Source organism: Citrobacter cronae (assembly GCF_016893685.1).
Lineage (GTDB): Bacteria > Pseudomonadota > Gammaproteobacteria > Enterobacterales > Enterobacteriaceae > Citrobacter > Citrobacter werkmanii.
The window spans coordinates 4,882,865-4,908,987 of record NZ_CP069763.1 but is presented as its reverse complement, the minus strand read 5'-3'; the positions used below and the strand labels follow the sequence as shown (position 1 = coordinate 4,908,987).

Genomic DNA, 26,123 nt, shown 5'->3' with positions numbered 1-26,123 from the left:
TTTATACTCATCATCCAGACGCAAACGACTTTGGTTGATCCATATCAAGCGGATGCAGTGTTGCGCCAGAGACGAAAAGCGGTATAATCCGGCGATTTTTTTTGTGGTTGCCACTCGTCTGAGGAAAGGAGAAGAGTATGAAGATCGTGGAAGTCAAACACCCACTCGTCAAACACAAGCTGGGACTGATGCGTGAAAACGATATCAGCACTAAACGCTTTCGTGAACTCGCCTCGGAAGTTGGCAGCCTGCTGACTTATGAAGCAACCGCTGATCTGGAAACCGAAAAGGTGACCATTGAGGGCTGGAACGGTCCGGTTGAAGTAGACCAAATCAAAGGTAAAAAAATCACTGTTGTGCCAATCCTGCGTGCCGGTCTGGGCATGATGGAAGGCGTACTGGAAAACGTTCCGAGCGCGCGTATCAGCGTTGTCGGTATGTACCGTAACGAAGAAACGCTGGAGCCGGTTCCGTATTTCCAGAAGCTGGTTTCTAACATCGATGAGCGTATGGCGCTGATCGTAGACCCGATGCTGGCGACCGGCGGTTCCGTTATCGCCACCATCGACCTGCTGAAAAATGCAGGCTGCACCAGCATTAAAGTGCTGGTGCTGGTTGCGGCGCCGGAAGGTATCGCGGCGCTGGAAAAAGCGCACCCGGATGTTGAGCTGTACACGGCCTCCATCGATCAGGGACTGAACGAGCACGGATACATTATTCCGGGGCTTGGCGATGCCGGCGATAAGATTTTTGGTACCAAGTAAACGAATAAGTGAAAAGAAGCCGACTTTAAGAGTCGGCTTTTTTTTGAATACAACAACCTAATCGCTAATAACAAACAACACTCAGAGGAAAACACTATGACGCGCCGTGCTATCGGGGTAAGTGAAAGACCGCCGCTTTTACAGACAATCCCGCTTAGTTTGCAGCACCTGTTCGCCATGTTTGGCGCTACGGTACTGGTGCCAGTTCTGTTCCACATCAACCCGGCTACCGTTTTGCTGTTTAACGGCATTGGTACGTTGCTGTATCTCTTTATCTGTAAGGGTAAAATTCCCGCGTATCTCGGTTCCAGCTTTGCGTTTATTTCTCCGGTGCTGCTGCTGCTGCCGTTAGGTTATGAAGTGGCGCTGGGCGGTTTCATTATGTGCGGCGTCCTGTTCTGCCTGGTTTCTTTCATCGTTAAGAAAGCAGGCACCGGCTGGCTGGATGTGATGTTCCCTCCGGCGGCGATGGGCGCAATCGTTGCCGTCATCGGCCTGGAGCTGGCAGGTGTTGCTGCGGGCATGGCGGGATTACTGCCTGCTGAAGGGCAATTACCGGATTCGAAAACCATCATCATCTCGATGGTGACGCTGGCGGTGACGGTATTTGGCTCCGTACTGTTCCGCGGTTTTATGGCGATTATCCCGATTCTGATTGGGGTGCTGGCCGGTTATGCGCTCTCTTTCGTGATGGGCGTTGTGGACACCACGCCGATTGCCCAGGCGCACTGGTTTGCGCTGCCGACTCTCTACACGCCGCGTTTTGAATGGGTTGCCATTCTGACCATCTTGCCTGCTGCGCTGGTGGTTATCGCTGAACACGTCGGACACCTGGTAGTGACGGCAAATATCGTGAAAAAAGATTTGATTCGCGATCCTGGTTTGCATCGTTCTATGTTCGCCAACGGCCTGTCTACGGTCATCTCCGGTTTCTTCGGCTCTACGCCGAACACCACGTATGGCGAAAACATCGGCGTAATGGCGATTACCCGCGTTTACAGTACCTGGGTTATTGGCGGCGCCGCGATTTTTGCCATCCTGCTCTCCTGTGTAGGCAAGCTGGCGGCAGCGATCCAGATCATCCCGTTGCCGGTCATGGGCGGCGTATCGTTGTTACTGTATGGCGTGATTGGTGCTTCCGGTATTCGCGTACTGATCGAATCAAAAGTTGACTACAACAAAGCTCAGAACCTGATCCTGACCTCGGTCATTTTGATCATTGGCGTGAGTGGCGCGAAAGTTCACATTGGCGCCGCAGAGCTGAAAGGCATGGCGCTGGCGACCATCGTCGGTGTCTGCCTGAGCCTGATTTTTAAAGTCATCAGCCTGCTGCGTCCGGAAGAAGTGGTGCTCGACGCAAAAGATGCAGACAGCTCGCAACAGTAAGTCTCTGACCGGGCGGCATCGCTGCCCGGTTCTATCGCGACGCATTTCTGTGTTAAACTCAACGCGATTTTATGAAATCCTGGGTTGAGGTATCTCTGAACACACCGGCACAGCTCTCTTTGCCACTTTATCTTCCTGACGACGAAACGTTTGCAAGTTTCTGGCCGGGGGATAACTCCTCTTTACTGGCTGCACTGCAAAACGTGCTGCGTCAGGAACATAGCGGGTATATTTATCTCTGGTCGCGTGAAGGCGCTGGCCGTAGTCATTTGCTGCATGCAGCCTGTGCGGAACTGTCTGCGCGCGGCGATGCGGTAGGCTACGTGCCGCTCGATAAGCGCACCTGGTTTGTTCCCGAGGTGCTCGACGGTATGGAGCATTTATCGCTGGTATGCATTGATAACATCGAATGTGTGGCCGGTGATTCGCTGTGGGAAATGGCAATCTTTGATCTCTACAACCGTATTCTGGAGTCTGGGAAAACGCGTCTGCTGATCACCGGCGATCGCCCGCCAAGGCAGCTCAATCTGGGGTTACCGGATCTCGCCTCGCGACTGGACTGGGGACAGATCTACAAGCTGCAGCCGCTTTCCGATGAAGATAAGCTGCAGGCGCTGCAATTACGCGCCAGGCTTCGTGGGTTTGAACTGCCGGAAGATGTGGGACGTTTCCTGCTTAAACGTCTGGATCGGGAAATGCGTACGCTGTTTATGACGTTGGATCAGCTTGATCACGCATCGATCACCGCCCAGCGTAAGCTGACCATTCCGTTCGTAAAAGAGATTTTGAAACTGTAAACGCCGCAGCCGAAAAGAGTGCGGCGATTTCAGGTTAACCGACGATTTCCAGTACCTGCTCCGGCGGACGTCCGATCCGCGCCTGGCCTTTGGCAACCACAATGGGGCGCTCCATCAGCTTCGGATTTTCAACCATCGCCTGAATCAGCGCATCTTCACTCAAATTCTTGTCCGCCAGGTTAAGCGACTTGTAGAGATCTTCTTTCTGGCGCATCAGTTCGCGCGCGCTGGACATGCCCAGCATCTGCAGCAGTTCGCGCAAGGTTGCGGCGTCTGCCGGCGTTTCCAGATACAGTACTACTTCCGGGTCCACGCCGTTGGACTTCAGCAATTCCAGCGTTTCGCGGCTCTTGGAACAACGTGGGTTATGGTAGATTTTAATCGCGTCTGACATGACTTCTCCTTGCATCACAATACTGCCGGATGGCGACGCTACAGCATCGCCATCCGGTGAGAGTTCGATAATTACATCTTCGTATACGGTTTAAAACGTTCTTGCAACTGGCGCAACTGGTCGATACGGGCATCGTATCTGGCCTGCTGCTGGCTTCCCAGTTTGACCTGCGAACTTGCGCTGCTGAGCATCGAAATCGCCTGGTCAAGACGCCCTGCAAGGGCATACCCTTCCGCACGGGCAGCCAGTTCCTGATCGCGGTTACCGAGAGCAGCCTCCGTTTGCGCTAACAAATCCCAGCCGTTAGGGTCATCCTTATGGTTAAACGTATAACGATTCAGGATATTGGCTGCTTCTTTGGCTTGTCCGCCCTGTAAATACGCATTTGCCAGATTGAGCTGCAGTACCGGGTTGACTCGCAGGTCTCGAGCATTTTTAAGGCGATTAATCGCGTCGCCGGTTTTCTTCTGGCCGAGATCGATATCCGTTGCCAGGTCAAGATACCAGGCATTGTTTGGTTCGGCCGTCAGCAATGGTTGCAGCGCTTTACGCGCCTCGTCGTATTTACTGGCCTCCATTGCCTGCAACGCCCGGCCATATTGCGCCGCACGTTGCTCGCGTACGTTACCTTTCGACCAGTTACTCAGCAAGTCATCGGTCAACTGGTTGCGACCAGAGTTATACATGCCTAAGGTTCGCGCCTTGGCCAGATAAAAATCTTCTGAAGACTGGACGACGACCGGGCGCATCTGGTTGGCGCGGTTACGCGCATCTGCCAGACGGCTTTCTGGCAGGGGGTGGGTCAGCAAAATTTCCGGTGGACGCGAAGAGTAACGGGCCTGATCGAGCAGTTTTTCCAGGAACGTCGGCATGGCCTGGGGATCGAATCCCGAGCGTTGCAGTACCTGAATACCGATGCGGTCCGCTTCCTGTTCGTTTTGCTGCGTAAAGCTGATCATTCCCTGGCGCGTACCCGCCAGCGTACCGGTCAGCGCCGCCATACCCGCCTGGGGACTGGCCATCGCCAATAAAATGGATCCTAACGCACCGACCCACGTTAGCGGGGCGCTGCGTTTCTGATCTTCCATCGCTCGCGCCAGGTGACGCTGCGTGACGTGGGAAATTTCGTGCGCCATAACCGATGCCAGTTGGCTTTCGTTATCGGAATAGCGGAACAGTGCGGAGTGCAAAACAACGTTACCGCCAAAGAAGGCAAAGGCGTTAATTTCATCGTTGTTGATTAAAAAGAAGGTGAAGGGCGTTTTTACCGAGTCGGCGTGTGCAACTAAACGCATCCCCAGACTATTAATATATTGGGTCAGCAACGGATCGTTAATTAACGGCGCGCTGCCCCGCAGCTGGCGTACATAAAAATCGCCCATCTGCATTTCCTGTCCTATGGAAAGGGTACTCCCTGCCGAGGTTCCCATATCAGGCAGGGTGTCCGCGGGGTCAGCAAATGCGGGCGCAACCTGACCGATGGTCAGTGCGGCAATGAGGGTAGCAACCAGGTTTTTTTTCAACTGCCTGAACATAACCTCTGTCCTGTATTCTTTTTTGAGATAGCCATTTGACCAATGCCGTGAAGTATCGTTCACACTCCGCAAGCTTAGGGAGTGTAACTGTGAAACCTGACGATGAACACCCAGGAAAAATGTCTTTTCACTTTGCGTAATCAGCCATAAAAAGCGAAGTCTTTTTTGTGACATTTCGATACAATTCGGGATCGCAATCCCGCTATTGGGTTCATGGAAGGGTTTTATGCTCGAAATGTTGATGCAATGGTATCGCCGCCGCTTTAGCGACCCCGAGGCCATCGCCCTGCTAATTATTCTGGTTGCCGGTTTTGGCATCCTGTTCTTCTTTAGCGGTCTTTTGGCGCCGCTGTTGGTCGCCATTGTGCTGGCGTACCTGCTCGAATGGCCGACTGTACGGCTGGAACATATCGGCTGTTCACGGCGCTGGGCGACATCAATCGTGCTGGTGGTGTTTGTCGGTATTTTGTTGCTGATGGCGTTTGTGGTGATGCCCGTCGCGTGGCAGCAGGGGATTTACCTGATCCGCGATATGCCCGGTATGCTCAATAAATTATCTGATTTTGCCGCCACTTTACCACGACGTTATCCGGCGCTGATGGATGCGGGCATTATTGATGCGATGGCGGAGAATATGCGCTCGCGGATGCTCACCATGGGCGATTCGGTGGTGAAATATTCGTTAGCCTCTCTGGTCGGATTGCTGACGCTGGCGGTCTATCTGGTGCTTGTCCCGTTGATGGTATTCTTCCTGATCAAAGATAAAGGTCAGATGCTGAACGCCGTGCGTCGGGTACTGCCGCGTAATCGCGGACTGGCGGGACAGGTATGGAAAGAGATGAATCAGCAAATCACCAACTATATCCGCGGAAAGGTGCTGGAAATGGTGGTGGTCGGCGTGGCGACCTGGCTCGGCTTCCTGCTGTTTGGCCTCAACTATTCTCTGCTATTGGCGGTGCTGGTGGGGTTCTCGGTTTTGATCCCGTATATCGGCGCTTTTGTGGTGACGATTCCGGTCGTCGGAGTGGCGTTGTTCCAGTTCGGGCTTGGCACCGAGTTCTGGAGCTGCTTTGCCGTGTACCTGATAATCCAGGCGCTGGACGGTAATCTGCTGGTCCCGGTACTGTTCTCCGAGGCCGTTAACCTGCACCCGCTGGTGATTATTCTGTCGGTCGTTATTTTTGGCGGGCTGTGGGGATTCTGGGGCGTATTCTTTGCGATTCCTCTGGCGACGCTTATCAAAGCCGTCATGCATGCCTGGCCTGATGGTCAGGCCGTTGACGAACCTTAATCTGCAAACTCCGGCGATGCAATGTCGCCGGAGCTGAACTTGTCTGACCTCTATCCACACTTTCTGAATAATCTCCTCTGGTGTCGTTTTTCTCCGCGTTTGTCTTTAACTTGACCCGCGTGATGTCTTTTCGTCACGCAAGGAATAAGACCAACAGGAGAACAACATGGGTCACAACACACACACGCAGCAAAAGGTGGGATGGGGCGGTTATCTCGCTTTTTTTATTACAATTATTCTTTTTTCCGGCATGTTTGCGAAAAGTACCGAATGGTGGCGGGTATTTGACTTCACCGTCCTTAACGGTGCGTTTGGGAAGGTTAATGCGGCAGGCGATACGGCCATCTCTTTTCGCGGCACGGGTGGCATGGGCGCTAAAGATGGCTTTTTATTCGCACTGGAGCTGGCGCCTTCCGTCATTCTTTCTCTGGGGATTATCTCCGTCACCGAAGGGTTAGGTGGATTGCGCGCCGCACAACAGTTAATGACGCCAGTCCTGCGCCCGTTGCTCGGAATTCCAGGTGTTTGTTCGCTGGCGCTGATCGCGAATTTGCAAAATACCGATGCCGCAGCCGGGATGACGAAAGAAATGGCTGAAGAGGGCATTATCACTGAACAGGAACGTGCCGTTTTTGCCTGCTGGCAAACCAGCGGCAGCGCCTGTATTACCAACTATTTTTCCTCAGGGGCCGCGCTGTTTACGATGGTTACCGTTCCGGTGATTACGCCGCTGGCGGTGATCCTCGTGTTCAAATTTGTGGGGGCTAACCTGCTGCGCTTATGGATTGCGCAGTTGGAAAATCGCCGTACGCAGCAGGAGGCCTGAGATGACAACGCAGGTACGTAAAAACGTCATGGATATGTTTATCGATGGCGCACGGCGCGGGTTTACCATAGCAACAACCAGCCTGTTACCGAACGTGGTGATGGCGTTTGTGATTATCCAGGCGCTGAAAGTAACGGGGCTGCTCGAGATTGTTGGGCGGGTATGTGAGCCCGTGATGGCGTTATGGGGGCTGCCGGGCGAATCTGCCACCGTCCTGCTGGCGGCGGTCATGAGTATGGGAGGCGGCGTCGGTGTTTGCGCCAGCCTGGTTGTTGCCGGTACGCTTTCGGGACATGATGCCACGGTATTATTACCCGCTATCTACCTGATGGGTAATCCGGTGCAAAATGTGGGACGTTGTTTGGGGACTGCGGGGGTCCATCCTCGTTACTATCCGCTTATTATTGCGGTGTGCGTCATTAATGCACTGCTCTCTATTTGGGTCATGCAGGTTATTGCCTGACAAGGAAGGTTATGAACTGTTCAATTCTTAATTTGACATTGTTCCAGCAGGGACATGTGTACGCGCCGGAAGATTTAGGGCGACAGGATATACTGGTATCCGGCAGCAAAATTGTTGCCATCGCGCCGTCGATTTCCCCTGAAGACTTTCCCGGCTGCGAGTGCGTCAATCTGGACGGCGCGATTGTGTGCCCGGGGTTTATCGATCAGCACGTCCATTTGATTGGCGGTGGCGGTGAAGCGGGGCCGCACACCCGCACGCCGGAAGTGCGTTTGTCACGGCTGGTTGAAGCTGGCGTCACTTCGGTGGTGGGATTGCTGGGCACAGATGGTATTACCCGTCATCCGGAGTCGCTGCTGGCGAAAACCCGCGCGCTGGAGTTTGAAGGTATCAGCGCCTGGATGCTGACCGGAGCGTATTCTCTGCCTTCCCCGACTATCACCGGCAGCATCGATCGCGACGTGGCGCTGATCGATAAAGTGATTGGCGTGAAGTGTGCGATTTCGGACCATCGTTCTTCAGCACCAGATACTCAGGCACTGGCGAACATGGCGGCGCAGTCGCGCGTCGGTGGATTGTTAGGACGCAAACCGGGGATCAGCGTTTTCCATATGGGCGACAGCCCGCGCATGCTGGAACCGTTATATCAGATCCTTGAAAACTGCGACGTGCCGATAACTAAACTGTTGCCGACTCACGTTAATCGTGCGGAACCCCTGTTCCAGGCGGCACTGGAGTATGCCCGCAAAGGCGGTTTTATCGATATTACCAGCAGCATTGATGAGCCCGTTGATCCGGCCACGGCTATTGCCACGGCGCTGCGCCAAAATGTGCCGCTGTCGCGCATTACCCTGAGCTCGGACGGCAACGGCAGCCAACCGGAATTTGATGAGTCAGGTAATCTCACCGGGATTGGCGTCGCGGGGTTTGAATCACTGGCGGAAACGGTGCGCCAGTTGGTGAAGGTTCATGCTATACCGCTGGAACAGGCGCTGTGTCCGCTGACGCGTACGGTGGCAGAATTTTTAGGGCTGGAGCATAAAGGGCGTCTGGCTGTGGGATGCGATGCGGATATTCTGGTGCTGACCGACGCGCTGGAGGTGAATCACCTGTGGGCGAAGGGAAAAGCGGTAGTCAGAGAGAAAAAAGCCTGTGTCAAAGGGACGTTTGAATAACCGAGGTTGATGCCGGATGGCGGCGTAAACGCCTTATCAGGCCTACAAAGTGTGCAAACTGTAGGCCTGATAAGCGAAGCGCCATCAGGCTTTTTTCAGAAAAACGTGAATCAGGCGTTCTCTTTCAGCCAGTTCATTACCACGTCGTGGTGATTGCTGGTTTTGAAGTTATCAAACACATGCTCAATTTTCCCTTCAGCATCAATCAGGAAGCTGATGCGGTGGATGCCATCGTAGGTTTTGCCCATAAATGACTTCTCACCCCAGACGCCGAACTGCTCGCAAACCTGATGATCTTCGTCGGACAAGAGCGTGAAGTTAAGAACTTCTTTCTCCGCGAATCGGGAAAGTTTTTCCGGTTTATCGGTGCTGATTCCCAGCACTTCAACACCTGCTTTTTTTAACTCATCCATGTTATCGCGCAGGCCGCAGGCCTGTACGGTACAGCCGGGTGTCATGGCTTTCGGGTAAAAATAAACCAGAACACGCTGTCCCTGGAAGTCGGTTAAATTTACTTGTTCTCCGTCTTGATCCGGCAAGCTAAATTTCGGTGCGATATCACCGGCTTTCAGTGGGTTCATTACTTAACTCCATCCTGTTCATCATGCTGTGAGTAATTGACGACGTTAATACTGCCTTGCGCATTGAGTTCTGTACAGAGTGCTTTAAACGCATCTTCAATATTTGCCGCGTCATGTGACGCAGGACTATGTGCGGTAATTTGAATAAACAACTGCGCCGTCTTTCCATTCTCAGCCGGTTGCGTGCGTGAAACCAGTTCCGCAATATTCATTTGGTGGCTATCAAACAGGGCGGTAAAGCGTTCAATCAAATGTGGAGAATCGGGGACATCGACCTGCACCCATACCGTGGCGGGCATTGCTGGGCGGGGACGCGCAGTCGTGCGCTTCATGACAATCAATAAATCCAGCTCAGCGCCTTTCAACGGCAAGGTTGATTCAATCAGGGTGATGGCATTCCAGGTGCCTGACAGCAGCATGATAAATGTGAATTCGTCACCTAGCATCGCCAGTCGGCTGTCTTCGATATTACAGCCGCAACTGCTGACATGACGCGTGATGGTGTTCACAATTCCTGGGCGGTCGGCACCCAGCGCAGTAATGACCAGATAGTGTTGCGATGACGATGTCAAACCTGTTCTTCCTTTGAGCGGTGAGGTAATCATAAGGAAAGCATAAAAAAAACATGCATACAACAATCAGAACGGCTCTGGTCGCTTGCTTTTATTGTCGTACCAAACGTACCATTGAGACACTTGTTTGCACAGAGGATGGCCCATGTTCACGGGAAGTATTGTCGCGCTTGTTACGCCGATGGATGAGAAAGGTAAAGTCTGCCGGTCGAGCCTGAAAAAACTGATTGATTATCATGTCGCCAGCGGCACCTCGGCGATCGTTTCGGTTGGCACCACCGGTGAGTCTGCCACCCTGAGTCATGATGAACATGGCGATGTGGTGATGATGACGCTGGAGCTGGCCGACGGGCGTATTCCGGTAATTGCCGGAACGGGCGCCAATGCGACCGCAGAAGCCATTAGTCTGACGCAGCGTTTCAACGATAGCGGTGTTGTCGGCTGCCTGACGGTGACGCCGTATTACAACCGCCCAACCCAGGAAGGTTTGTTCCAGCATTTCAAAGCCATCGCTGAACATACTGACCTGCCGCAAATTCTGTATAATGTGCCGTCCCGTACTGGCTGCGATATGCTGCCAGAAACCGTTGGCCGTCTGGCGAAAGTAAAAAATATTATCGCTATTAAAGAGGCCACGGGGAACTTAAGTCGCGTTCACCAGATCAAAGAGCTGGTTTCAGATGACTTCATTCTGCTCAGCGGTGATGACGCGACCGGACTGGATTTTATGCAGCTCGGTGGTCATGGCGTGATTTCCGTAACGTCTAACGTTGCGGCGCGTGACATGGCTGAAATGTGCAAACTGGCGGCTGCAGGGCATTTTGCCGAGGCGCGGGTAATTAACCAGCGTCTGATGCCGTTACACAACAAACTTTTTGTCGAACCCAATCCTATCCCAGTGAAATGGGCATGTAAGGAGTTGGGACTTGTGGCGACCGATACGCTGCGTCTGCCGATGACGCCAATCACGGACAATGCTCGTGAAATCGTCAAGGCGGCGCTTAAGCATGCCGGTTTGCTGTAAAGTTTAGGGAGATTTGATGGCTTACTCAGTACAAAAGTCGCGCCTGGCCAAGGTTGCGGGTGTTTCGCTTGTTATGTTGCTCGCGGCCTGTAGTTCTGACTCGCGCTATAAGCGCCAGGTGAGCGGTGATGAATCCTATCTGGAGGCCGCACCGCTTGCTGAGCTTCATGCGCCAGCTGGGATGATTCTGCCGGTTATGTCAGGTGATTATAATATCCCGGTAACCAACGGTAGCGGTGCCGTGGGTAAAGCGCTGGATATTCGCCCACCGGCCCAGCCGTTAGCGTTAGTCACTGGCGCTCGTACCCAGATCGCAGGTGATACGTCGACATTACTGGTGGAAAATGGTCGTGGCAACACGCTGTGGCCACAGGTCGTTAGCGTCATTCAGTCTAAAAACTACACGATCGCTAAGCGTGATGATGCCAGCCAGACGTTGACCACCGACTGGGTTGACTGGAACCGTCTGGATGAAGACGAGCAGTACCGTGGACGTTATCAAATCTCGGTTAAACCGCAGGGCTATCAGCAAGCGGTAACGGTGAAACTGACTAACCTCGAGCAGGCGGGTAAACCTGTAGCCGATGCGGCATCTATGCAGCGTTACAGCGCTGAGATGATGAACGTCATCTCTGCTGGTCTGGATAAGAACGCCACAGATGCTGCGAATGCCGCGCAGAACCGCTCTGCAGCAACCATGGATGTTCAGAGCGCCGCCGACGACACTGGTTTACCAATGCTGGTGGTGCGTGGACCGTTCAACGTGGTGTGGCAGCGTCTGCCGGCAGCGCTTGAGAAAGTGGGCATGAAAGTGACCGACAGCACCCGTTCTCAGGGCAGCATCGCCGTGACCTACAAACCACTGTCTGATAGCAGCTGGCAGGAACTGGGCGCAAGCGATCCAGGTTTAGTGTCTGGCGACTATAAACTGCAGGTCGGTGATTTAGATAACCGCAGTAGTATGCAGTTTATCGATCCGAAGGGGCATACCCTGACGCAAAGCCAGAACGACGCGCTGGTCGCCGTCTTCCAGGCAGCGTTCAGTAAGTAAAAATGAAGGGCTGGATAACTCCAGCCCTTTTTTTCTGATATGATACGCAAACGTGTGCGTCGGCAGAAAAACGCAATATTTATCGTTAATTCACACCCAGGAGTAATAAAGATGCAAAAGCAAGCTGAGTTGTATCGTGGTAAAGCGAAGACCGTATACAGCACGGAAAACCCGGACCTGTTGGTGCTCGAATTCCGCAATGATACGTCAGCAGGGGATGGCGCGCGCATTGAACAGTTTGACCGTAAAGGCATGGTGAATAATAAGTTCAACCATTTCATTATGACTAAACTGCAAGAAGCGGGCATTCCTACCCAGATGGAGCGACTGCTTTCCGATACCGAATGTCTGGTGAAAAAACTGGAGATGGTACCGGTTGAATGTGTGGTGCGTAACCGCGCGGCGGGCTCACTGGTTAAGCGTTTAGGCGTTGAGGAAGGTATTGAACTTAATCCGCCGCTGTTTGATCTGTTCCTGAAAAACGATGCTATGCACGATCCAATGATTAACGATTCCTATTGCGAAACTTTTGGTTGGGTGAGCAAAGAGAATCTGGCGCGTATGAAAGAGCTGACCTACAAAGCGAACGACGTGCTGAAAAAGATGTTTGATGATGCGGGCCTGATTCTGGTCGATTTCAAACTTGAGTTTGGCTTGTATAAAGGTGAAGTGGTGCTGGGCGATGAATTCTCACCGGACGGTAGCCGTCTGTGGGACAAAGAAACACTGGATAAAATGGACAAAGATCGCTTCCGCCAGAGCCTGGGCGGTCTGATCGAAGCCTATGAAGCCGTCGCGCATCGCCTGGGTGTCAAGTTAGACTAATTCCCCTTTGAGCCGGCGATCGCTCACCGGCTCATCAATCTCGCCGATTTTGATTACTGTTTCTTATGGTAATCCTGTTCCGAACCGCCTACGATCATCATCATAATGAATAAAAAGTTGAGGTGATTATGCGCTGGCAAGGGCGTCGTGAAAGTGACAATGTAGAAGACAGACGAAACAGCTCCGGCGGCCCTTCTATGGGCGGGCCTGGTTTTCGTTTGCCCAGTGGTAAAGGCGGCATCATCCTGCTGATAGTGGTGCTGGTCGCAGGTTATTATGGCGTGGATCTCACCGGATTAATGACCGGTCAACCCGTTTCCCAACAGCAATCATCACACTCCATCAGCCCAAATGATGATGAAGCGGCAAAATTTACCTCGGTGATTCTGGCCACCACGGAGGATACCTGGGGACAGCAGTTTGAAAAAATGGGCCGGACCTATCAACAGCCGAAGCTGGTGATGTATCGGGGCGCTACGCGTACCGGCTGCGGCGCAGGCCAGTCCGTGATGGGCCCGTTTTACTGCCCGGCGGATGGCACCGTGTACATCGACCTCTCCTTCTACGACGATATGAAAAACAAGCTGGGCGCCGATGGTGATTTTGCTCAGGGCTATGTTATCGCCCATGAAGTGGGCCACCACGTGCAGAAACTGCTGGGTATTGAACCGAAAGTTCGTCAGATGCAACAGAATGCCTCACAGGCTGAAGTGAACCGTCTTTCCGTGCGTATGGAACTGCAGGCGGATTGCTTTGCCGGCGTCTGGGGCCATAGTATGCAGCAGCAGGGCGTGCTGGAGTCCGGCGATCTGGAAGAGGCGCTGAACGCCGCGCAAGCTATTGGCGACGATCGCCTGCAGCAGCAAGGACAAGGCCGCGTTGTACCGGACAGCTTTACCCACGGAACCTCTGAACAGCGCTTTACCTGGTTCAAACGCGGCTTTGACAGCGGCGATCCGGGGCAGTGCAATACTTTTGGAAAAGGCATTTAAAATACCGAGGCAGGGATGTCTGATAACACGGCGCTGAGGGCGTTAACTGAACAGATGACCCGCGAAGGCATCCGCCGTCTGCTGGTTATCAGCGGCGAGAATAGCTGGCGTCAGGCGCAAGCTTTAGCGCTACGCAACGCGTTACCCGGTGACTGGCTATGGGTAGGGGCGCAAGCCCCTGCTGAGCCGAACTGTACGCCGCAGGCGCTGCAAACATTACTAGGGCGCGAATTCCATCATGCAGTTTTTGACGCCGGGCAGGGATTTGACGCTGCGGCGTTTGCCGCCTTAAGCGGCACGCTGATCGCCGGCAGTTGGCTGGTGTTGCTGACTCCCCCCTGGCATAGCTGGCACACGCATCCTGACGCGGATTCACTGCGCTGGAGTGACTGCGCTGACCCGATTCCAACGCCGCATTTTGTTGAACACGTCAAACGGGTCATTTCCCGTGATGGACAGGCGTTGCACTGGCAGCAGCATCAGCCTGCTACATATCCCCACTTTGCTGCTCGCGCCGACTGGCACGCGGCAACCGGTGAACCTCAGCCTGAACAGGCGCTGATTTTATCGCAGTTACTGACTATGCCTTCTGGCGTGGTTGCCGTGACGGCCGCGCGTGGTCGGGGAAAATCCGCGCTGGCGGGGCAACTGATTGCACGTATCAACGGGACTGCAATTGTTACCGCGCCTGCCAAAGCGGCAACCGATGTGCTGGCGCAATTTGCCGCAGAACGTTACCGCTTTATGGCCCCGGACGCGTTGTTAAGCAGTTCTGCAACCGCAGACTGGCTTATCGTTGATGAAGCCGCCGCAATCCCCGCGCCGCTACTGCATCAGTTAGTCGCGCGTTTTCCCCGCACGCTATTAACCACCACCGTTCAGGGCTATGAGGGAACCGGCAGAGGCTTCTTGTTGAAGTTCTGCGCCCGCTTTCCCCATCTTCGACGTTTTGAGTTACAACAGCCCGTACGCTGGGCGCTGGGATGTCCGCTGGAGAAAATCGTCAGCGATGCGCTGCTGTTTGACGACGAAACGTTTACGCATGCCCCGTCGGGCGATCTCCATTTCAGTGCATTTGAACAACAATCCTGGTATGACAACCCGGCGCTGCCGGTAGCGGTATATCAACTGCTTTCCGGGGCGCACTATCGCACTTCGCCACTGGATCTCCGGCGAATGATGGACGCGCCTGGCCAGCATTTCCTTCAGGCATCGTGTGCAGACTCGGTGGCGGGAGCCGTCTGGTTGGTGGATGAAGGGGGACTGTCTGCGGAATTAAGCCAGGCCGTTTGGGCAGGATATCGCCGACCACGAGGAAATCTGGTTGCACAGTCACTGGCGGCGCACGGCGGTGATCCGTTGGCGGCAACGCTCATTGGACGGCGGGTAAGCCGAATTGCGGTTCATCCTGCTCGCCAGCGAGAAGGTATCGGGCAGCAGTTGATTATGCAGGCCCGGCGTTACTCCACGCAATGTGACTATCTGTCCGTCAGTTTTGGGTATACGGTCGAACTCTGGCGTTTCTGGCAGCGCTGTGGTTTTGTTCTGGTGCGAATGGGCAATCACCGCGAAGCCAGCAGCGGGTGCTATACCGCCATGGCGTTACTGCCTATTAGCGAAGCGGGAAAACGCCTCGCCGGGCGCGAACACCTGCGTCTGCGGCGCGATGCGGAGATACTTACGCAGTGGAACGGTGAGGGCATTCCGCTGGACCCGTTGAAAGAGTCTACGCTTAATGAGCATGACTGGAATGATCTGGCGGGATTTGCCTTCGCCCATCGGCCATTACTGACGTCGCTTGGCTGTCTGACTCGTCTGCTTCAGCATAGCGAGTTACCTCTCCCGGCCTTGCGGGGCCGCTTACAGGCTAAACGCAGCGATGTCGAATTGTGCCAGCAGTTGAAGATCCCCGGGCGTAAAGCACTGCTGGTCGTTCAGCGGGCCGAGGCGGCGCAGGCGCTAAAGCAGCTGTATGCTGAACGTATACAGCGGCTACAAAATCGCATTATGCAATGGCAAAATTTTCACTAACTTCTTCAATTTACTGACATGGTCATTGCGGTTAAGCGGCGTAGAATGATTCTCATCAGTTAAGGAGATCGCCATGAAACATGACCATTTTGTTGTTCAAAGTCCTGATAAACCCGCTCAACAGCTACTGCTGCTGTTTCATGGCGTCGGCGATAACCCGGTTGCCATGGGCGAAATCGGCTCCTGGTTTGCACCGCTGTTTCCGGATGCGCTCATCGTCAGCATTGGCGGGGCTGAGCCTTATGGTTCTCCTTCCGGACGTCAGTGGTTTTCGGTTCAGGGTGTAACGGAGGAGAACCGGCAGGCGCGTGTTGACGCCATTATGCCGGTCTTTATTGAAACCGTGCGCTACTGGCAAAAACACAGCGGCGTTTCACCGCAGGCTACCGCGCTGATTGGTTTTTCTCAGGGGGCGATTATGTCGCTTGAGAGTATTAAAGCCGAGCCGGGGCTGGCATCGCGGGTCATCGCCTTTAATGGTCGCTACGCCACCTTACCAGAGATTGCAACCACGGCTACGACGGTACATTTGATTCACGGCGGTGAAGACCGGGTGATTGAGTTATCTCACGCCGTTGCTGCGCAGGAAGCGTTAATTCGCGCCGGTGGAGATGTGACGCTGGATATCGTCGAAAATCTGGGGCACGCCATTGATGAACACAGCATGCAGTTTGCGCTCGATCATCTGCGTTTTACCGTACCGAAACACTACTTTGATGAAGCGCTGAGCGGTGGTAAGCCTCACGATGATGATGTGATTGAGATGATCTGATTGATCACAGTAGGCCGGACAAAACGCGAAGCGTTGCCATCCGGCACTTAATACCCGGTAGCGCTAATGCTTACCGGGCCTACGGGATTTATCGGCCTGGAAATTATTTCTTCGGTTGATCCTTGTTTGGCCAATCGTCGTCGTCGTCCCACTTATCGTTAAAGTCACGATGCGGGGGAAGCTCCGGCTTATTGGCGAGATATTTCTTAGGGTCGACACGCTTGAGATCTTTAATCACGTTCAGCAATACGCCTACCAGAAACACCAACACTAAAATCCACCAGTATTTTGCCAGCCAGTCCATGCTCATTTCCTCTTACAGGAACACTCATCAGGCGACGAGTTGCTCCATGATACGTTGATACATACGGGCCAGCAGTTGCAGGTCGGCGGCATTAACGCATTCATTAATTTTATGAATGGTCGCATTGACCGGCCCAAGCTCTACTACCTGTGCCCCCATGCGGGCAATAAAACGCCCGTCGGATGTCCCGCCTGTAGTCAGTAACTGCGGTTTAATTTCATTATAGTGCTCAATGGCGTTCACTACTGCATCCACCAGTTTACCGCGTGCGGTCAGGAACGGCTGACCGGAGAGCCACCAGTCGACGGTATAACGCAATTGGTGTTTATCCAGCAGTTCCAGCACCCTGGCTTTAATCATTTCATCGGTTAATTCGGTGCTGAAACGGAAGTTGAACTGAATAAAGAGCTCACCCGGGATAACATTGTTGCTGCCGGTTCCTGCCTGAATATTGGCAATCTGCATGCTGGTCGCCGGGAAGAACTCGTTACCCTGATCCCACTCGATCGCCACCAGTTCATTGAGCATAGGCGCTGCGCGGTGTACCGGGTTATCAGCCAGATGCGGGTAGGCTACGTGCCCCTGCACGCCGTGAATGGTCAGGTTGCAGGTCAGTGAACCACGACGACCATTTTTCACCACGTCGCCAACGATTTCCGTGCTGGACGGCTCGCCAACCAGACAATAATCGAGGCGTTCGTTCCGCGCCATGAGCGCTTCAACCACCTTCACGGTGCCATTTTTGGCGCTGGCCTCTTCGTCAGAGGTTATCAGGAATGCCAGGCGGCCCTGATGATTAGGATGTTGGGCGACAAAGCGTTCTGCGGCCACGACCATCGCCGCCAGTGAACCTTTCATATCGGCAGCGCCACGCCCAAACAACATGCCATCGCGAATGGTCGGTTCAAACGGCGGATTAATCCAGCGATCGACATCGCCGGCAGGCACTACGTCAGTGTGACCGGCAAATGCCAGGGTCTCACCTTTACCGCGCCATGCCCAAAAATTCTGCGTGTCACCAAAATCCATTCGCTCAACGGTAAAACCTACCGCGCGCAGGCGTTCAATCATTAACGCCTGGCACCCGGCATCATCCGGGCTCAGAGAAGGACGGCGAATAAGCTGCTGAGTCAGCTCAATAACCGGGCACGACATAGATTACACCTCATTAAAAAACTGCGTATAACTGGAATCACTGAAACCAAGCAGCATAGGCTTACCCGGCGCGCAGAGCAATGGGCGTTTGATAATTGCAGGCATTTCAATCATCAACGCGGCGGCGGCGTCCGCAGTAGTGATTTGGCTACGCGTGGCTTCATCCAGTTTCCGCCAGGTGGTTCCACGCGTATTGAGCAGCGGCTCCCAACCTAATTCGCTGATAAAGGACTGTAATAGCGTGTTGTCCAGGCCGTCGACGCGATAATCATGGAAGCGGTAGTCGATCCCTCGTTCTTCTAACCAGCGTCTGGCTTTTTTAATCGTATCGCAATTCTTAATGCCGTAGAGAGTAATCATCTGAATCCTTATTGATGGAATTTGAATATTTATGCCTATGTTTTGTGAACATGAATAATACATATTGTCATTCAGGCGTTATAGAGAAATATAACATTGTTGAACAAGGGTGAATAATGATTCCTGAAAGTTCCAAAACTATCGTATAAATGAAAATCAGAATTTGCCTGTTTGCATCAGCCTGTTTTTCCATCAGAATTGTCAAAGTAGTAGATGATGTATGAATATTTCAAAATGTTGCAGTAAGTCACATAAAATTTATGGGTTTAGCGCATAGTGATCACATATACCCCAAACACGGGAGGATGTAATCACAACCATCGGTTAAATGATCTTCTTTTGATGATGATGATTTCGTAGAATGCTCATAATAATAAGAGAGGTTGTTATGATTGAACGTGAACTGGGGAACTGGAAAGACTTTATCGAAGTCATGCTTCGTAAATAATTTTCTGGAAGAAATTCATATCCTGCAAAGGATAAAAAAAGGCGACTCAACGTAAGTCGCCTTTTTTGTGTCCGATTATTCTGGGCGTGGCTTCAATGGGAAGCGTCGACGGACCAGCACAAAGAACAGGGGAACGAAGTAAATTGCCAGGATTGTGGCTGAAATCATCCCGCCCATTACACCGGTCCCCACCGCATGTTGACCGCCGGAACCTGCGCCATTGCTGATGGCCATCGGCAACACCCCAAAGATGAACGCCAGCGACGTCATCAGAATCGGGCGTAAGCGCTGGCGACAGGCATGCAGCGTGGCATCAAGCAGATCGTGTCCTTTCTCGTTCATCTCATTGGCGAATTCAACAATCAATATCGCGTTCTTCGCTGAGAGTCCGATAACGGTTAATAACCCGACCTGGAAATACACATCGTTTTCCAGACCGCGCATCCAGGTGGCCAGCAGCGCGCCGATAACCCCCAGCGGCACGACCAGCATGACGGAGAAGGGCACCGACCAGCTCTCGTACAGCGCTGCCAGACACAGGAACACCACCAGCAGAGAGATGGCGTACAGGGCGGGGGCCTGAGAACCCGACAGTCGTTCCTGATAAGACATCGCCGTCCATTCCAGGCCAAATCCGGTCGGCAATTGACGGACCAGCGACTCCATCACGTCCATCGCCGTACCGGTACTGACGCCGGGCGCGGCTTCACCGACAATCTCGACGGCAGAATAGCCGTTATAACGCTCCAGGCGCGGTGAGCCGGTTTCCCAGCGCGAGGTGGCAAAGGCCGAGAAAGGCACCATGCCGCCGCTATTATTGCGAACGTACCACAGGTTGATATCGTCCGGGAGCATGCGGTATTTTGCCGCCGCCTGGACGTAGACTTTCTTCACGCGGCCGCGGTCCATAAAGTCGTTAACGTAGCTGGAGCCCCAGGCCGTTTGCAATGTGTCGTTGATGTCGTCAATGGACACGCCCAGCGCCTGGGCTTTGCGCTGATCGATATCAATTTGCAATTGTGGACTGTCGTCGAGTCCGTTATGACGAACGCGGGTGAGGGACGCGTCTTTCCCGGCCAGCTCAATCAGCTTGTCGCGTGCGGCCATTAACGCGTCATGGCCCGCGCCGGCGTGATCCTGCAGTTCCATATCAAAACCAGCCGAACTTCCGAGGCCGCTAATGGCTGGAGGGCTGCTGGCGAAGACGCGAGCCTCTTTAATCTTATTAAACGCTTTGGTCGCGCGTTCGATGATGGCGAAGGAGGTCCCGGTGGTGGTGTCACGCTCATCCCAGTCTTTTAAACGCACGAACATACGCGCCACGTTTTGTCCGTTCCCGCCGGGGCCGGATCCTACCGTGGAAAAGACCGACATGATGTTGTCTTTTTCGTGGGTGAAGTAATACTTCTCTACTTCCTCTACCACTTTCAACGTTTGTTGTTGGGTGGAGCCGCTGGGGAGCTGTATCGAGGTGGTAAACATTCCGCGGTCTTCCAGCGGCAGGAAGGAAGTCGGCAGACGCAGGAACAGGAAGACCATACCGCCGAGCAGCAGAACGTAGATCAGGATCCAGCGCAGGCTGCGATGCAGGATCCGGGCAACGCCTTTTTCGTAGCGTTCGGCATTGCGGTTAAACATGCGGTTAAACCAACCGAAGAAACCGGTCTGCCCGTGTTGTTCGCCTTTATGCAGCGGTTTAAGCAGCGTGGCGCACAGCGCAGGGGTGAGGATCATCGCCACCAGAACGGACAGCACCATCGCGGAAACAATGGTAATCGAGAACTGGCGATAAATAGCCCCGGTAGTGCCGCCGAAGAAGGCCATTGGGATAAACACCGCCGACAGTACCATGGCGATACCGACCAGCGCGCCCTGGATTTGTCCCATCGATTTTCGCGTGGCTTCACGCGGTGAGAGGCCCTCCTCACTCATAATACGCTCGACGTTTTCCACTACCACAATGGCGTCATCCACCAGCAGGCCGATCGCCAGCACCATCGCAAACATGGTTAACGTGTTCACGCTATAGCCAAAGGCGTAGAGCACGGAGAAGGTACCCATCAGCACGACGGGAACGGCGATAGTGGGAATCAGCGTGGCGCGGAAATTTTGCAGGAACAGGTACATGACCAAAAATACCAGCGCGATCGCTTCCAGCAGCGTTTTTACCACGTCGATAATTGAGGCTTTTACGAAGGAGGTGGTTTCATACGCCACCTTATATTCCAGCCCGTGCGGAAAATATTGCGACAGCTCGTTCAGGCGGTTAATAACCAGCGTTGCCGTTGCCATTTCATTGGCGCCGGAGGCCAGCTTCACGCCCAGACCGGAGGCGGGATTACCATTAAAGCGGCTGAGATAATCATACTTTTCAGCCCCCATTTCGACCGTCGCCACGTCGCCCAGTTTAACTTCCGAACCATCCTGGTTAACGCGCAGAGTAATATCGCGGAATTGATCCGGAGTCTGCAGCAGCGACTGGGCATTAATCGTCGCATTCAGCGCCTGTTTGTCCACTGAAGGCGTGCCGCCAAGTTGCCCAACGGCAATCTGCGCATTCTGTGACTCGATAGCGTCGGTCACATCTTTGGCGGTCATCTGGAAGCTGTTAAGTTTGGCCGGGTCGAGCCAGATACGCATGGAGTATTGTGAACCGTAGGCGTCGATATCCCCCACGCCGTTTATACGACTGAGCGGGTCCTGAATATTACTCGCCACATAATCGGCGATGTCCTGCTTATCCATGGAGCCATCGGTAGAGACGAAGGCGATGGTCAGAATATTGGTATCCCCGGTTTTGCGTACCGTGACCCCTTGATCCTGTACCGCCTGCGGCAGCTTACGCATTGCCGATTGCAGTTGGTTTTGCACCTGCTGTACGGCTTCATCAGGATCGGTCCCGGCGACAAAACTCAGCGTAACCGTCGCCTGGCCTGTCCCGCTGCTCTGTGATGACATATACATCAGATTATCGAGACCGGTCATATTCTGCTCGATGACCTGGGTCACGGTGTTTTCCAGCGTTTGTGCAGATGCACCAGGATAGTTGGCGGTTACCCGCACGTTGGGCGGGGCCAGATCGGGATATTGCTCAACGGGTAGCGAAAAAATAGCCAGGGCTCCTGTCAGACACAACAGGATAGCTAACACCCAGGCAAAAATGGGGCGATCGATGAAAAAATTCGCCATTAAAAGGGGACCTCGTGTTTCTGCGTATCGTTATGGGTATGACTTGCTTCACTTTAGCGGCAAGGTACGGGGCAAACGTGGAGAAAAAAAGAAGATAATGTAAATTATCATGCCCGTTTACAGCATACCTTTTGTGCCAGCGCCGTCAGACCTGGATCCAGGCCCGACGGCGCTTTGCGGTTCTTTACGTTAGCTTACTGTCGGATTCAGCCGAACGAAAACTGATGCTTACCAGCGTTCCCCCGCCGGAGGGCTGCGAGAAGGTCAACGTGCCGCTCAGTCTTTCCGCTCGTTCACGCATAATATTTAATCCATAGTGCCCGGTGGGCTCATGCGGTTCGCCAATGCCGATGCCGTTATCGCGAATATAAACCGTATGATTGCCATCCGGCGCGGTGACGCAACTGACGGCAATTTCGGTTGCGTTAGCATGCTTAATTGCGTTCAGCACCGCTTCACGAACAATCTGCAGCAGATGCACCTGCATTTGCGCATCCAGCGCCAGCGTAGGCAACCGGCAATCGAGCACCAGTTTAGCTGAGGTCTGATTTTGCAGCGTTTCCAGCATTTCATGCAGGGCGGAGGGTAAATCAGCCTGCTGTAAGGTCAGACGGAAGGTGGTCAGCAGCTCGCGCAGTTGACGATAGGCATCATTCAGCGCCTGAGAGAAATCCGCCATAATATTTTGCGCCGGAGCGTTATCCTCTGGAATCGAGCGCTTCAGCAGCGTGAGCTGAATGCGTAGATAAGAGAGCACCTGCGCCAGCGAGTCGTGCAGTTCGCGTGCAATGGTCGCGCGCTCTTCCATTAACAACAGCTGCTGAAAATGTTTTTGCGCCTGGTTGAAGTACAACCCGCGTCCCAGCATAGAAGATACGCTGTTGAGCAGCGGGGTCGAGGCATTGACGTTTGGACTTTGCCAGTGCAGTTCGCCGTAGACGGTTTCCTGCATCGTGACCGGCAGGATTTGCATTGGCAGCTCGGGGCTTTTGCTCCCTTCACTAATCCGCCAGTTATCACCGACGGTAAGCTCCAGGAAATACGCGGCGTCATGTTCGCGGACAATCTGTAAAATATGGCGGAAGCAGTACACATCAATCTGACTGGTATTCAGCGCCTGAGAGCACTGATACAGCACCTCCAGACGGCGATTGGCTTCGTGGAGATCGTGGGTTTTCTCTGCGACCGAGGCTTCCAGTGAACGGTACAGCTTGTGTAATTCACTCGACATCTGGCTAAAGGTCTTGCCCAGCAGCCCCAGTTCGTTGGGTAAACCGGTATCCAGCGGTGGGATATCAAACTGACCGTGTTCAATATGCTGGCTGGCCATTACCAGCTTATTTAGCGGCCGCACCACCTGCTGGCGAATGCGCCGCAGGGTAAAGAAGACGAGCGTGAATATGCCAATCCCGCCTGCCAGCGAAATACCAAAAACCAGCATCACTTTGCGTTCGGCGTAATGTTGCAACGCCAGCACGAAGAGATCGATTTGATCGACATAGTTATTGATATTGGCCTGGTACCATTTTAAATCGCCATCGATCAGACGGGCGTTCATTTCCAGCCAGTTTGCATGCAGTCGTCCATAGCGACTTTTCACCGCTTGCGGTACATACCACGCATTCAGATTTTGTAATGCCGACGAGTTTAGCGCCTGCTGGAAAAGTTGGCGGTGGGCGTTGAGCTGCGGGCTTTGGCTTTGCAGATCGTAACCCAGACGGTAGCTTTGCATGCGCAATGAGCCAGCAACGTTGATGGCTTCAGCATCCCGCAAGCTGCTGGTCAGCGTGAGCAACGCAATACCCGTTGAGAGAATCGACAACAGCACGATGTAGAAAAAAGCCTTGGCCAGGCTGGCCGAGACCGGACGCTTTACCGTCACTTGTGCATCCTCACACAATACACGTCGCGCCTTGATACAGCCCGAACGATGCGGTGTATTTGATAAATGTTAATAAAACGCCATGAAACTGGATGGTAACTGAAACACAATTTCATATGCGATGAAATAAATTGATCTGCCACAGGTTCTGGATAAATAGTTGTGCTTCCTGGGCAAATGAACATTGCCGCTTCCTTCCGTGTCGGTTAATAACAACAGTCATATAAAGAATAAGGTTTTTGCAACCAAAAAAGAAGGAAGCCATGAATCGTTTTATTATGGTCAATAGCCAGCAGTGCCTGGGTTGCCATGCCTGTGAGGTCGCTTGCGTCATGGCCCACAATGGCGAGCAGCATGTCCTGAGCCCGCGGCATTTTCAGCCCCGAATTACCGTCATCAAACATCAGCAACAGCGCAGTGCGGTGACCTGCCACCACTGTGAAGATGCTCCCTGCGCCAGAAGTTGCCCAAACGGGGCAATCAGCCATGATAACGACAGCGTGCAGGTGAACCCGCAAAAGTGTATTGGCTGCAAATCGTGCGTCGTGGCCTGTCCCTTTGGCACGATGCAGATCGTACTCACTCCCGTGGCTAAAGGAAAGGTGAAAGCGACAGCGCATAAATGCGATTTGTGCCAGGGGCGTGAAGAAGGCCCCGCCTGCGTGGAAAACTGTCCGGCACAGGCGTTACAGCTGGTGACGGAAAACGCGCTTACCGGCCTGTCAAAAGCGCGCAGACTGCGTACAGCCAGTCTGGAGAGTCAGCCCTGGCACAGTAGCGCTACCGATTTTGTTCAGGATGCCATCACCAAACGTGAGCAAATGCAGGCGACGCCTGCGCGTGGTGAGCCAGATAAGCTGGCGATTGAAGCCCGAAAAACCAGCTTTGAAGAGATCTATCTGCCGTTTCGCACGGCGCAGGCGGAACGGGAAGCATCCCGCTGTCTGAAATGCGGCGACCACAGTATTTGCGAATGGACCTGCCCACTGCATAACCATATTCCGCAGTGGATAGAACTGGTCAAAGCCGGGAACATCGACGCGGCGGTTGAGCTTTCTCATCAGACCAACTGCCTGCCGGAAGTGACCGGGCGCGTGTGTCCCCAGGACCGGCTCTGCGAAGGGGCATGCACGGTGCGTAACGAGCATGGCGCGGTGACTATCGGTAATATTGAGCGTTATATTTCTGACCGGGCGCTGAGCAAAGGTTGGCGACCGGACTTAAGCCACGTACAGAAAGTGGATAGGCGCGTCGCGATTATCGGCGCGGGTCCGGCAGGCCTGGCCTGTGCGGATGTGTTAGCGCGAAACGGCGTTAGCGCCACCGTATACGATCGCCATCCTGAAATCGGCGGTTTGCTGACGTTTGGCATACCGGCCTTCAAGCTGGACAAAACGCTGCTGGCGCGTCGCCGTGAAATCTTCAGCGCCATGGGCATTCATTTCGAACTTAACTGTGAAGTGGGTAGGGATGTGGCGCTGGCGACGCTGCTGGAAGAGTTCGATGCCGTATTTGTGGGCGTGGGGACCTATCGTTCCATGAAGGCGGACCTGCCGAATGAAGACGCGCCGGGCGTTTATGATGCGCTGCCGTTCCTGATTGCCAACACCAAACAGGTGATGGGGCTGGATGAACTGCCTGAAGAACCGTTTATCGATACCGCCGGGCTGAACGTTGTGGTGCTGGGCGGAGGCGATACGGCGATGGACTGCGTGCGTACCGCGCTGCGTCACGGGGCAAGCCAGGTTACCTGCGCCTATCGTCGTGATGAAGCCAACATGCCGGGTTCGAAAAAAGAGGTGAAAAACGCGCGCGAAGAGGGGGCGAACTTTGAGTTTAACGTCCAGCCGGTTGAGCTGGTGTTGAATGCCGATGGACGAGTCAGCGGCGTGCGTTTCTTACGTACCCAGCTTGGCGAGCCGGACGCGAATGGGCGTCGACGCCCGGTGCCGATCGCCGGGAGTGAGTTTGTTATGCCCGCAGACGCGGTGATCATGGCGTTTGGTTTCCACCCGCACGGTATGCCGTGGCTGGAGGCACATGGCGTTAAGGTCGATAACTGGGGACGCATTGCCGCCAACGTTGAGAGCGCGTACCGTTATCAAACCAGTAACCCGAAAATCTTTGCCGGCGGAGATGCGGTACGCGGTGCGGACCTGGTGGTCACGGCGATGGCTGAAGGGCGGCATGCTGCCCAAGGGATCGTCGACTGGCTGGGCGTAAAATCAGTCAAATCTCACTAGCCGAAGGTCAAGACAAACCCGGTTTCACGGCGTAGTATTATTTCTCACTTCTCGCCGTGGAGC

At 53.7% G+C, this 26,123-nt stretch carries 24 protein-coding genes and 1 pseudogene; 15 read left to right on the top strand and 10 right to left on the bottom strand.

Annotated elements, in window-relative coordinates:
- The first annotated feature begins 137 nt into the window (after positions 1-137).
- From upp to JSN25_RS21255, 3 genes are all read left to right on the top strand, one after another.
- Positions 138-764, top strand: a complete 627-nt coding sequence (gene upp / locus JSN25_RS21265; RefSeq protein WP_038642580.1) for a uracil phosphoribosyltransferase — start codon at positions 138-140, stop codon at positions 762-764.
- A 96-nt stretch (positions 765-860) separates the two neighbouring features.
- Positions 861-2,150 carry a uracil permease gene (uraA, locus tag JSN25_RS21260; RefSeq protein WP_204525331.1) on the top strand — a complete coding sequence of 430 codons (1,290 nt, stop codon included), beginning with the start codon at positions 861-863 and terminating at the stop codon, positions 2,148-2,150.
- A gap of 95 nt (positions 2,151-2,245) precedes the next feature.
- Positions 2,246-2,947, top strand: coding sequence for a DnaA inactivator Hda (locus JSN25_RS21255; protein ID WP_211924219.1), 702 nt, complete (start codon positions 2,246-2,248; stop codon positions 2,945-2,947).
- Between the two features lie 34 nt (positions 2,948-2,981).
- Here JSN25_RS21255 and arsC read toward each other — a convergent pair whose 3' ends face one another.
- Together arsC and bepA are read right to left on the bottom strand one after the other, a co-directional pair.
- Positions 2,982-3,341, bottom strand: coding sequence for an arsenate reductase (glutaredoxin) (gene arsC, locus JSN25_RS21250; RefSeq protein WP_003037937.1), 360 nt, complete (start codon positions 3,339-3,341; stop codon positions 2,982-2,984).
- Positions 3,342-3,412: 71 nt separating this feature from the next.
- The gene (gene bepA / locus JSN25_RS21245; RefSeq protein WP_087856423.1) at positions 3,413-4,876 is read right to left on the bottom strand and encodes a beta-barrel assembly-enhancing protease; all 1,464 of its coding nucleotides are present in this window, start codon (positions 4,874-4,876) and stop codon (positions 3,413-3,415) included.
- Between the two features lie 226 nt (positions 4,877-5,102).
- On the opposite strand from bepA, the gene JSN25_RS21240 reads away from it, so the two are divergent.
- The 4 genes from JSN25_RS21240 to iadA all read left to right on the top strand — a co-directional run bounded on the left by JSN25_RS21240 (position 5,103) and on the right by iadA (position 8,631).
- Positions 5,103-6,167, top strand: coding sequence for an AI-2E family transporter (locus JSN25_RS21240; protein WP_006683504.1), 1,065 nt, complete (start codon positions 5,103-5,105; stop codon positions 6,165-6,167).
- A gap of 166 nt (positions 6,168-6,333) precedes the next feature.
- Positions 6,334-6,993, top strand: coding sequence for a nucleoside recognition domain-containing protein (locus JSN25_RS21235; RefSeq protein WP_085049255.1), 660 nt, complete (start codon positions 6,334-6,336; stop codon positions 6,991-6,993).
- 1 nt (position 6,994) lies between these two features.
- Complete coding sequence (locus JSN25_RS21230; protein WP_003037948.1) at positions 6,995-7,456, top strand: YjiG family protein; 462 nt, start codon at positions 6,995-6,997, stop codon at positions 7,454-7,456.
- Between the two features lie 11 nt (positions 7,457-7,467).
- Positions 7,468-8,631 carry a beta-aspartyl-peptidase gene (gene iadA, locus JSN25_RS21225; RefSeq protein ID WP_159121849.1) on the top strand — a complete coding sequence of 388 codons (1,164 nt, stop codon included), beginning with the start codon at positions 7,468-7,470 and terminating at the stop codon, positions 8,629-8,631.
- On the opposite strand, the pseudogene JSN25_RS22535 reads toward iadA, so the two are convergent.
- The 3 genes and pseudogenes from JSN25_RS22535 to JSN25_RS21215 form a co-directional block, all read right to left on the bottom strand.
- Positions 8,562-8,720, bottom strand: a pseudogene (locus JSN25_RS22535) (hypothetical protein); the annotation flags it as partial. The gene iadA and the pseudogene JSN25_RS22535 sit on opposite strands and share 70 nt — an antisense overlap.
- A gap of 21 nt (positions 8,721-8,741) precedes the next feature.
- A complete protein-coding gene (gene bcp / locus JSN25_RS21220) occupies positions 8,742-9,212 on the bottom strand; it encodes a thioredoxin-dependent thiol peroxidase (RefSeq protein WP_038642568.1) in 471 nt (156 codons plus the stop codon).
- Positions 9,212-9,784 carry a glycine cleavage system transcriptional repressor gene (locus tag JSN25_RS21215; RefSeq protein ID WP_038642566.1) on the bottom strand — a complete coding sequence of 191 codons (573 nt, stop codon included), beginning with the start codon at positions 9,782-9,784 and terminating at the stop codon, positions 9,212-9,214. Before JSN25_RS21215 ends, bcp begins: the two co-directional genes overlap by 1 nt.
- Before the next feature lie 145 nt (positions 9,785-9,929).
- Between JSN25_RS21215 and dapA the strand changes: the two genes are divergently transcribed.
- The 6 genes from dapA (at position 9,930) to ypfH (ending at position 16,479) form a co-directional block, all read left to right on the top strand.
- Positions 9,930-10,808, top strand: a complete 879-nt coding sequence (gene dapA / locus JSN25_RS21210) for a 4-hydroxy-tetrahydrodipicolinate synthase (protein ID WP_006683510.1) — start codon at positions 9,930-9,932, stop codon at positions 10,806-10,808.
- A gap of 16 nt (positions 10,809-10,824) precedes the next feature.
- On the top strand, positions 10,825-11,859 hold the full coding sequence (bamC, locus tag JSN25_RS21205; RefSeq protein ID WP_038642564.1) for an outer membrane protein assembly factor BamC: 1,035 nt from the start codon (positions 10,825-10,827) through the stop codon (positions 11,857-11,859).
- A 111-nt stretch (positions 11,860-11,970) separates the two neighbouring features.
- Complete coding sequence (gene purC, locus JSN25_RS21200; protein WP_003835086.1) at positions 11,971-12,684, top strand: phosphoribosylaminoimidazolesuccinocarboxamide synthase; 714 nt, start codon at positions 11,971-11,973, stop codon at positions 12,682-12,684.
- 128 nt (positions 12,685-12,812) lie between these two features.
- Complete coding sequence (gene ypfJ / locus JSN25_RS21195) at positions 12,813-13,676, top strand: KPN_02809 family neutral zinc metallopeptidase (RefSeq protein ID WP_085049253.1); 864 nt, start codon at positions 12,813-12,815, stop codon at positions 13,674-13,676.
- Positions 13,677-13,691: 15 nt separating this feature from the next.
- Positions 13,692-15,707 carry a tRNA(Met) cytidine acetyltransferase TmcA gene (locus JSN25_RS21190; RefSeq protein WP_204525330.1) on the top strand — a complete coding sequence of 672 codons (2,016 nt, stop codon included), beginning with the start codon at positions 13,692-13,694 and terminating at the stop codon, positions 15,705-15,707.
- Between the two features lie 73 nt (positions 15,708-15,780).
- A complete protein-coding gene (gene ypfH / locus JSN25_RS21185) occupies positions 15,781-16,479 on the top strand; it encodes an esterase (protein WP_150345292.1) in 699 nt (232 codons plus the stop codon).
- A 103-nt stretch (positions 16,480-16,582) separates the two neighbouring features.
- Here the strand turns inward: ypfH and JSN25_RS21180 are convergent, their stop codons facing one another.
- From JSN25_RS21180 to JSN25_RS21170, 3 genes are read right to left on the bottom strand one after another with little or no spacing between them, the layout of a single operon-like run.
- Positions 16,583-16,783, bottom strand: coding sequence for a membrane protein (locus tag JSN25_RS21180; protein WP_003037974.1), 201 nt, complete (start codon positions 16,781-16,783; stop codon positions 16,583-16,585).
- Between the two features lie 27 nt (positions 16,784-16,810).
- Positions 16,811-17,938, bottom strand: coding sequence for a succinyl-diaminopimelate desuccinylase (gene dapE, locus JSN25_RS21175; protein WP_038642554.1), 1,128 nt, complete (start codon positions 17,936-17,938; stop codon positions 16,811-16,813).
- A 3-nt stretch (positions 17,939-17,941) separates the two neighbouring features.
- Entirely contained in the window at positions 17,942-18,298 is a 357-nt protein-coding gene (locus JSN25_RS21170) for an ArsC family reductase (RefSeq protein ID WP_069324475.1), read from the bottom strand.
- A 388-nt stretch (positions 18,299-18,686) separates the two neighbouring features.
- On the opposite strand from JSN25_RS21170, the gene ypfM reads away from it, so the two are divergent.
- Entirely contained in the window at positions 18,687-18,746 is a 60-nt protein-coding gene (gene ypfM / locus JSN25_RS21165; protein ID WP_001386977.1) for a protein YpfM, read from the top strand.
- 75 nt (positions 18,747-18,821) lie between these two features.
- On the opposite strand, the gene acrD is transcribed toward ypfM, so the two are convergent.
- Together acrD and narQ are read right to left on the bottom strand one after the other, a co-directional pair.
- Positions 18,822-21,935 carry a multidrug efflux RND transporter permease AcrD gene (gene acrD / locus JSN25_RS21160; protein ID WP_069324476.1) on the bottom strand — a complete coding sequence of 1,038 codons (3,114 nt, stop codon included), beginning with the start codon at positions 21,933-21,935 and terminating at the stop codon, positions 18,822-18,824.
- 184 nt (positions 21,936-22,119) lie between these two features.
- Positions 22,120-23,817, bottom strand: a complete 1,698-nt coding sequence (gene narQ, locus JSN25_RS21155) for a nitrate/nitrite two-component system sensor histidine kinase NarQ (protein ID WP_085049250.1) — start codon at positions 23,815-23,817, stop codon at positions 22,120-22,122.
- Between the two features lie 263 nt (positions 23,818-24,080).
- Between narQ and aegA the strand changes: the two genes are divergently transcribed.
- On the top strand, positions 24,081-26,060 hold the full coding sequence (aegA, locus tag JSN25_RS21150; RefSeq protein ID WP_204525329.1) for a formate-dependent uric acid utilization protein AegA: 1,980 nt from the start codon (positions 24,081-24,083) through the stop codon (positions 26,058-26,060).
- Positions 26,061-26,123 lie beyond the last annotated feature (63 nt).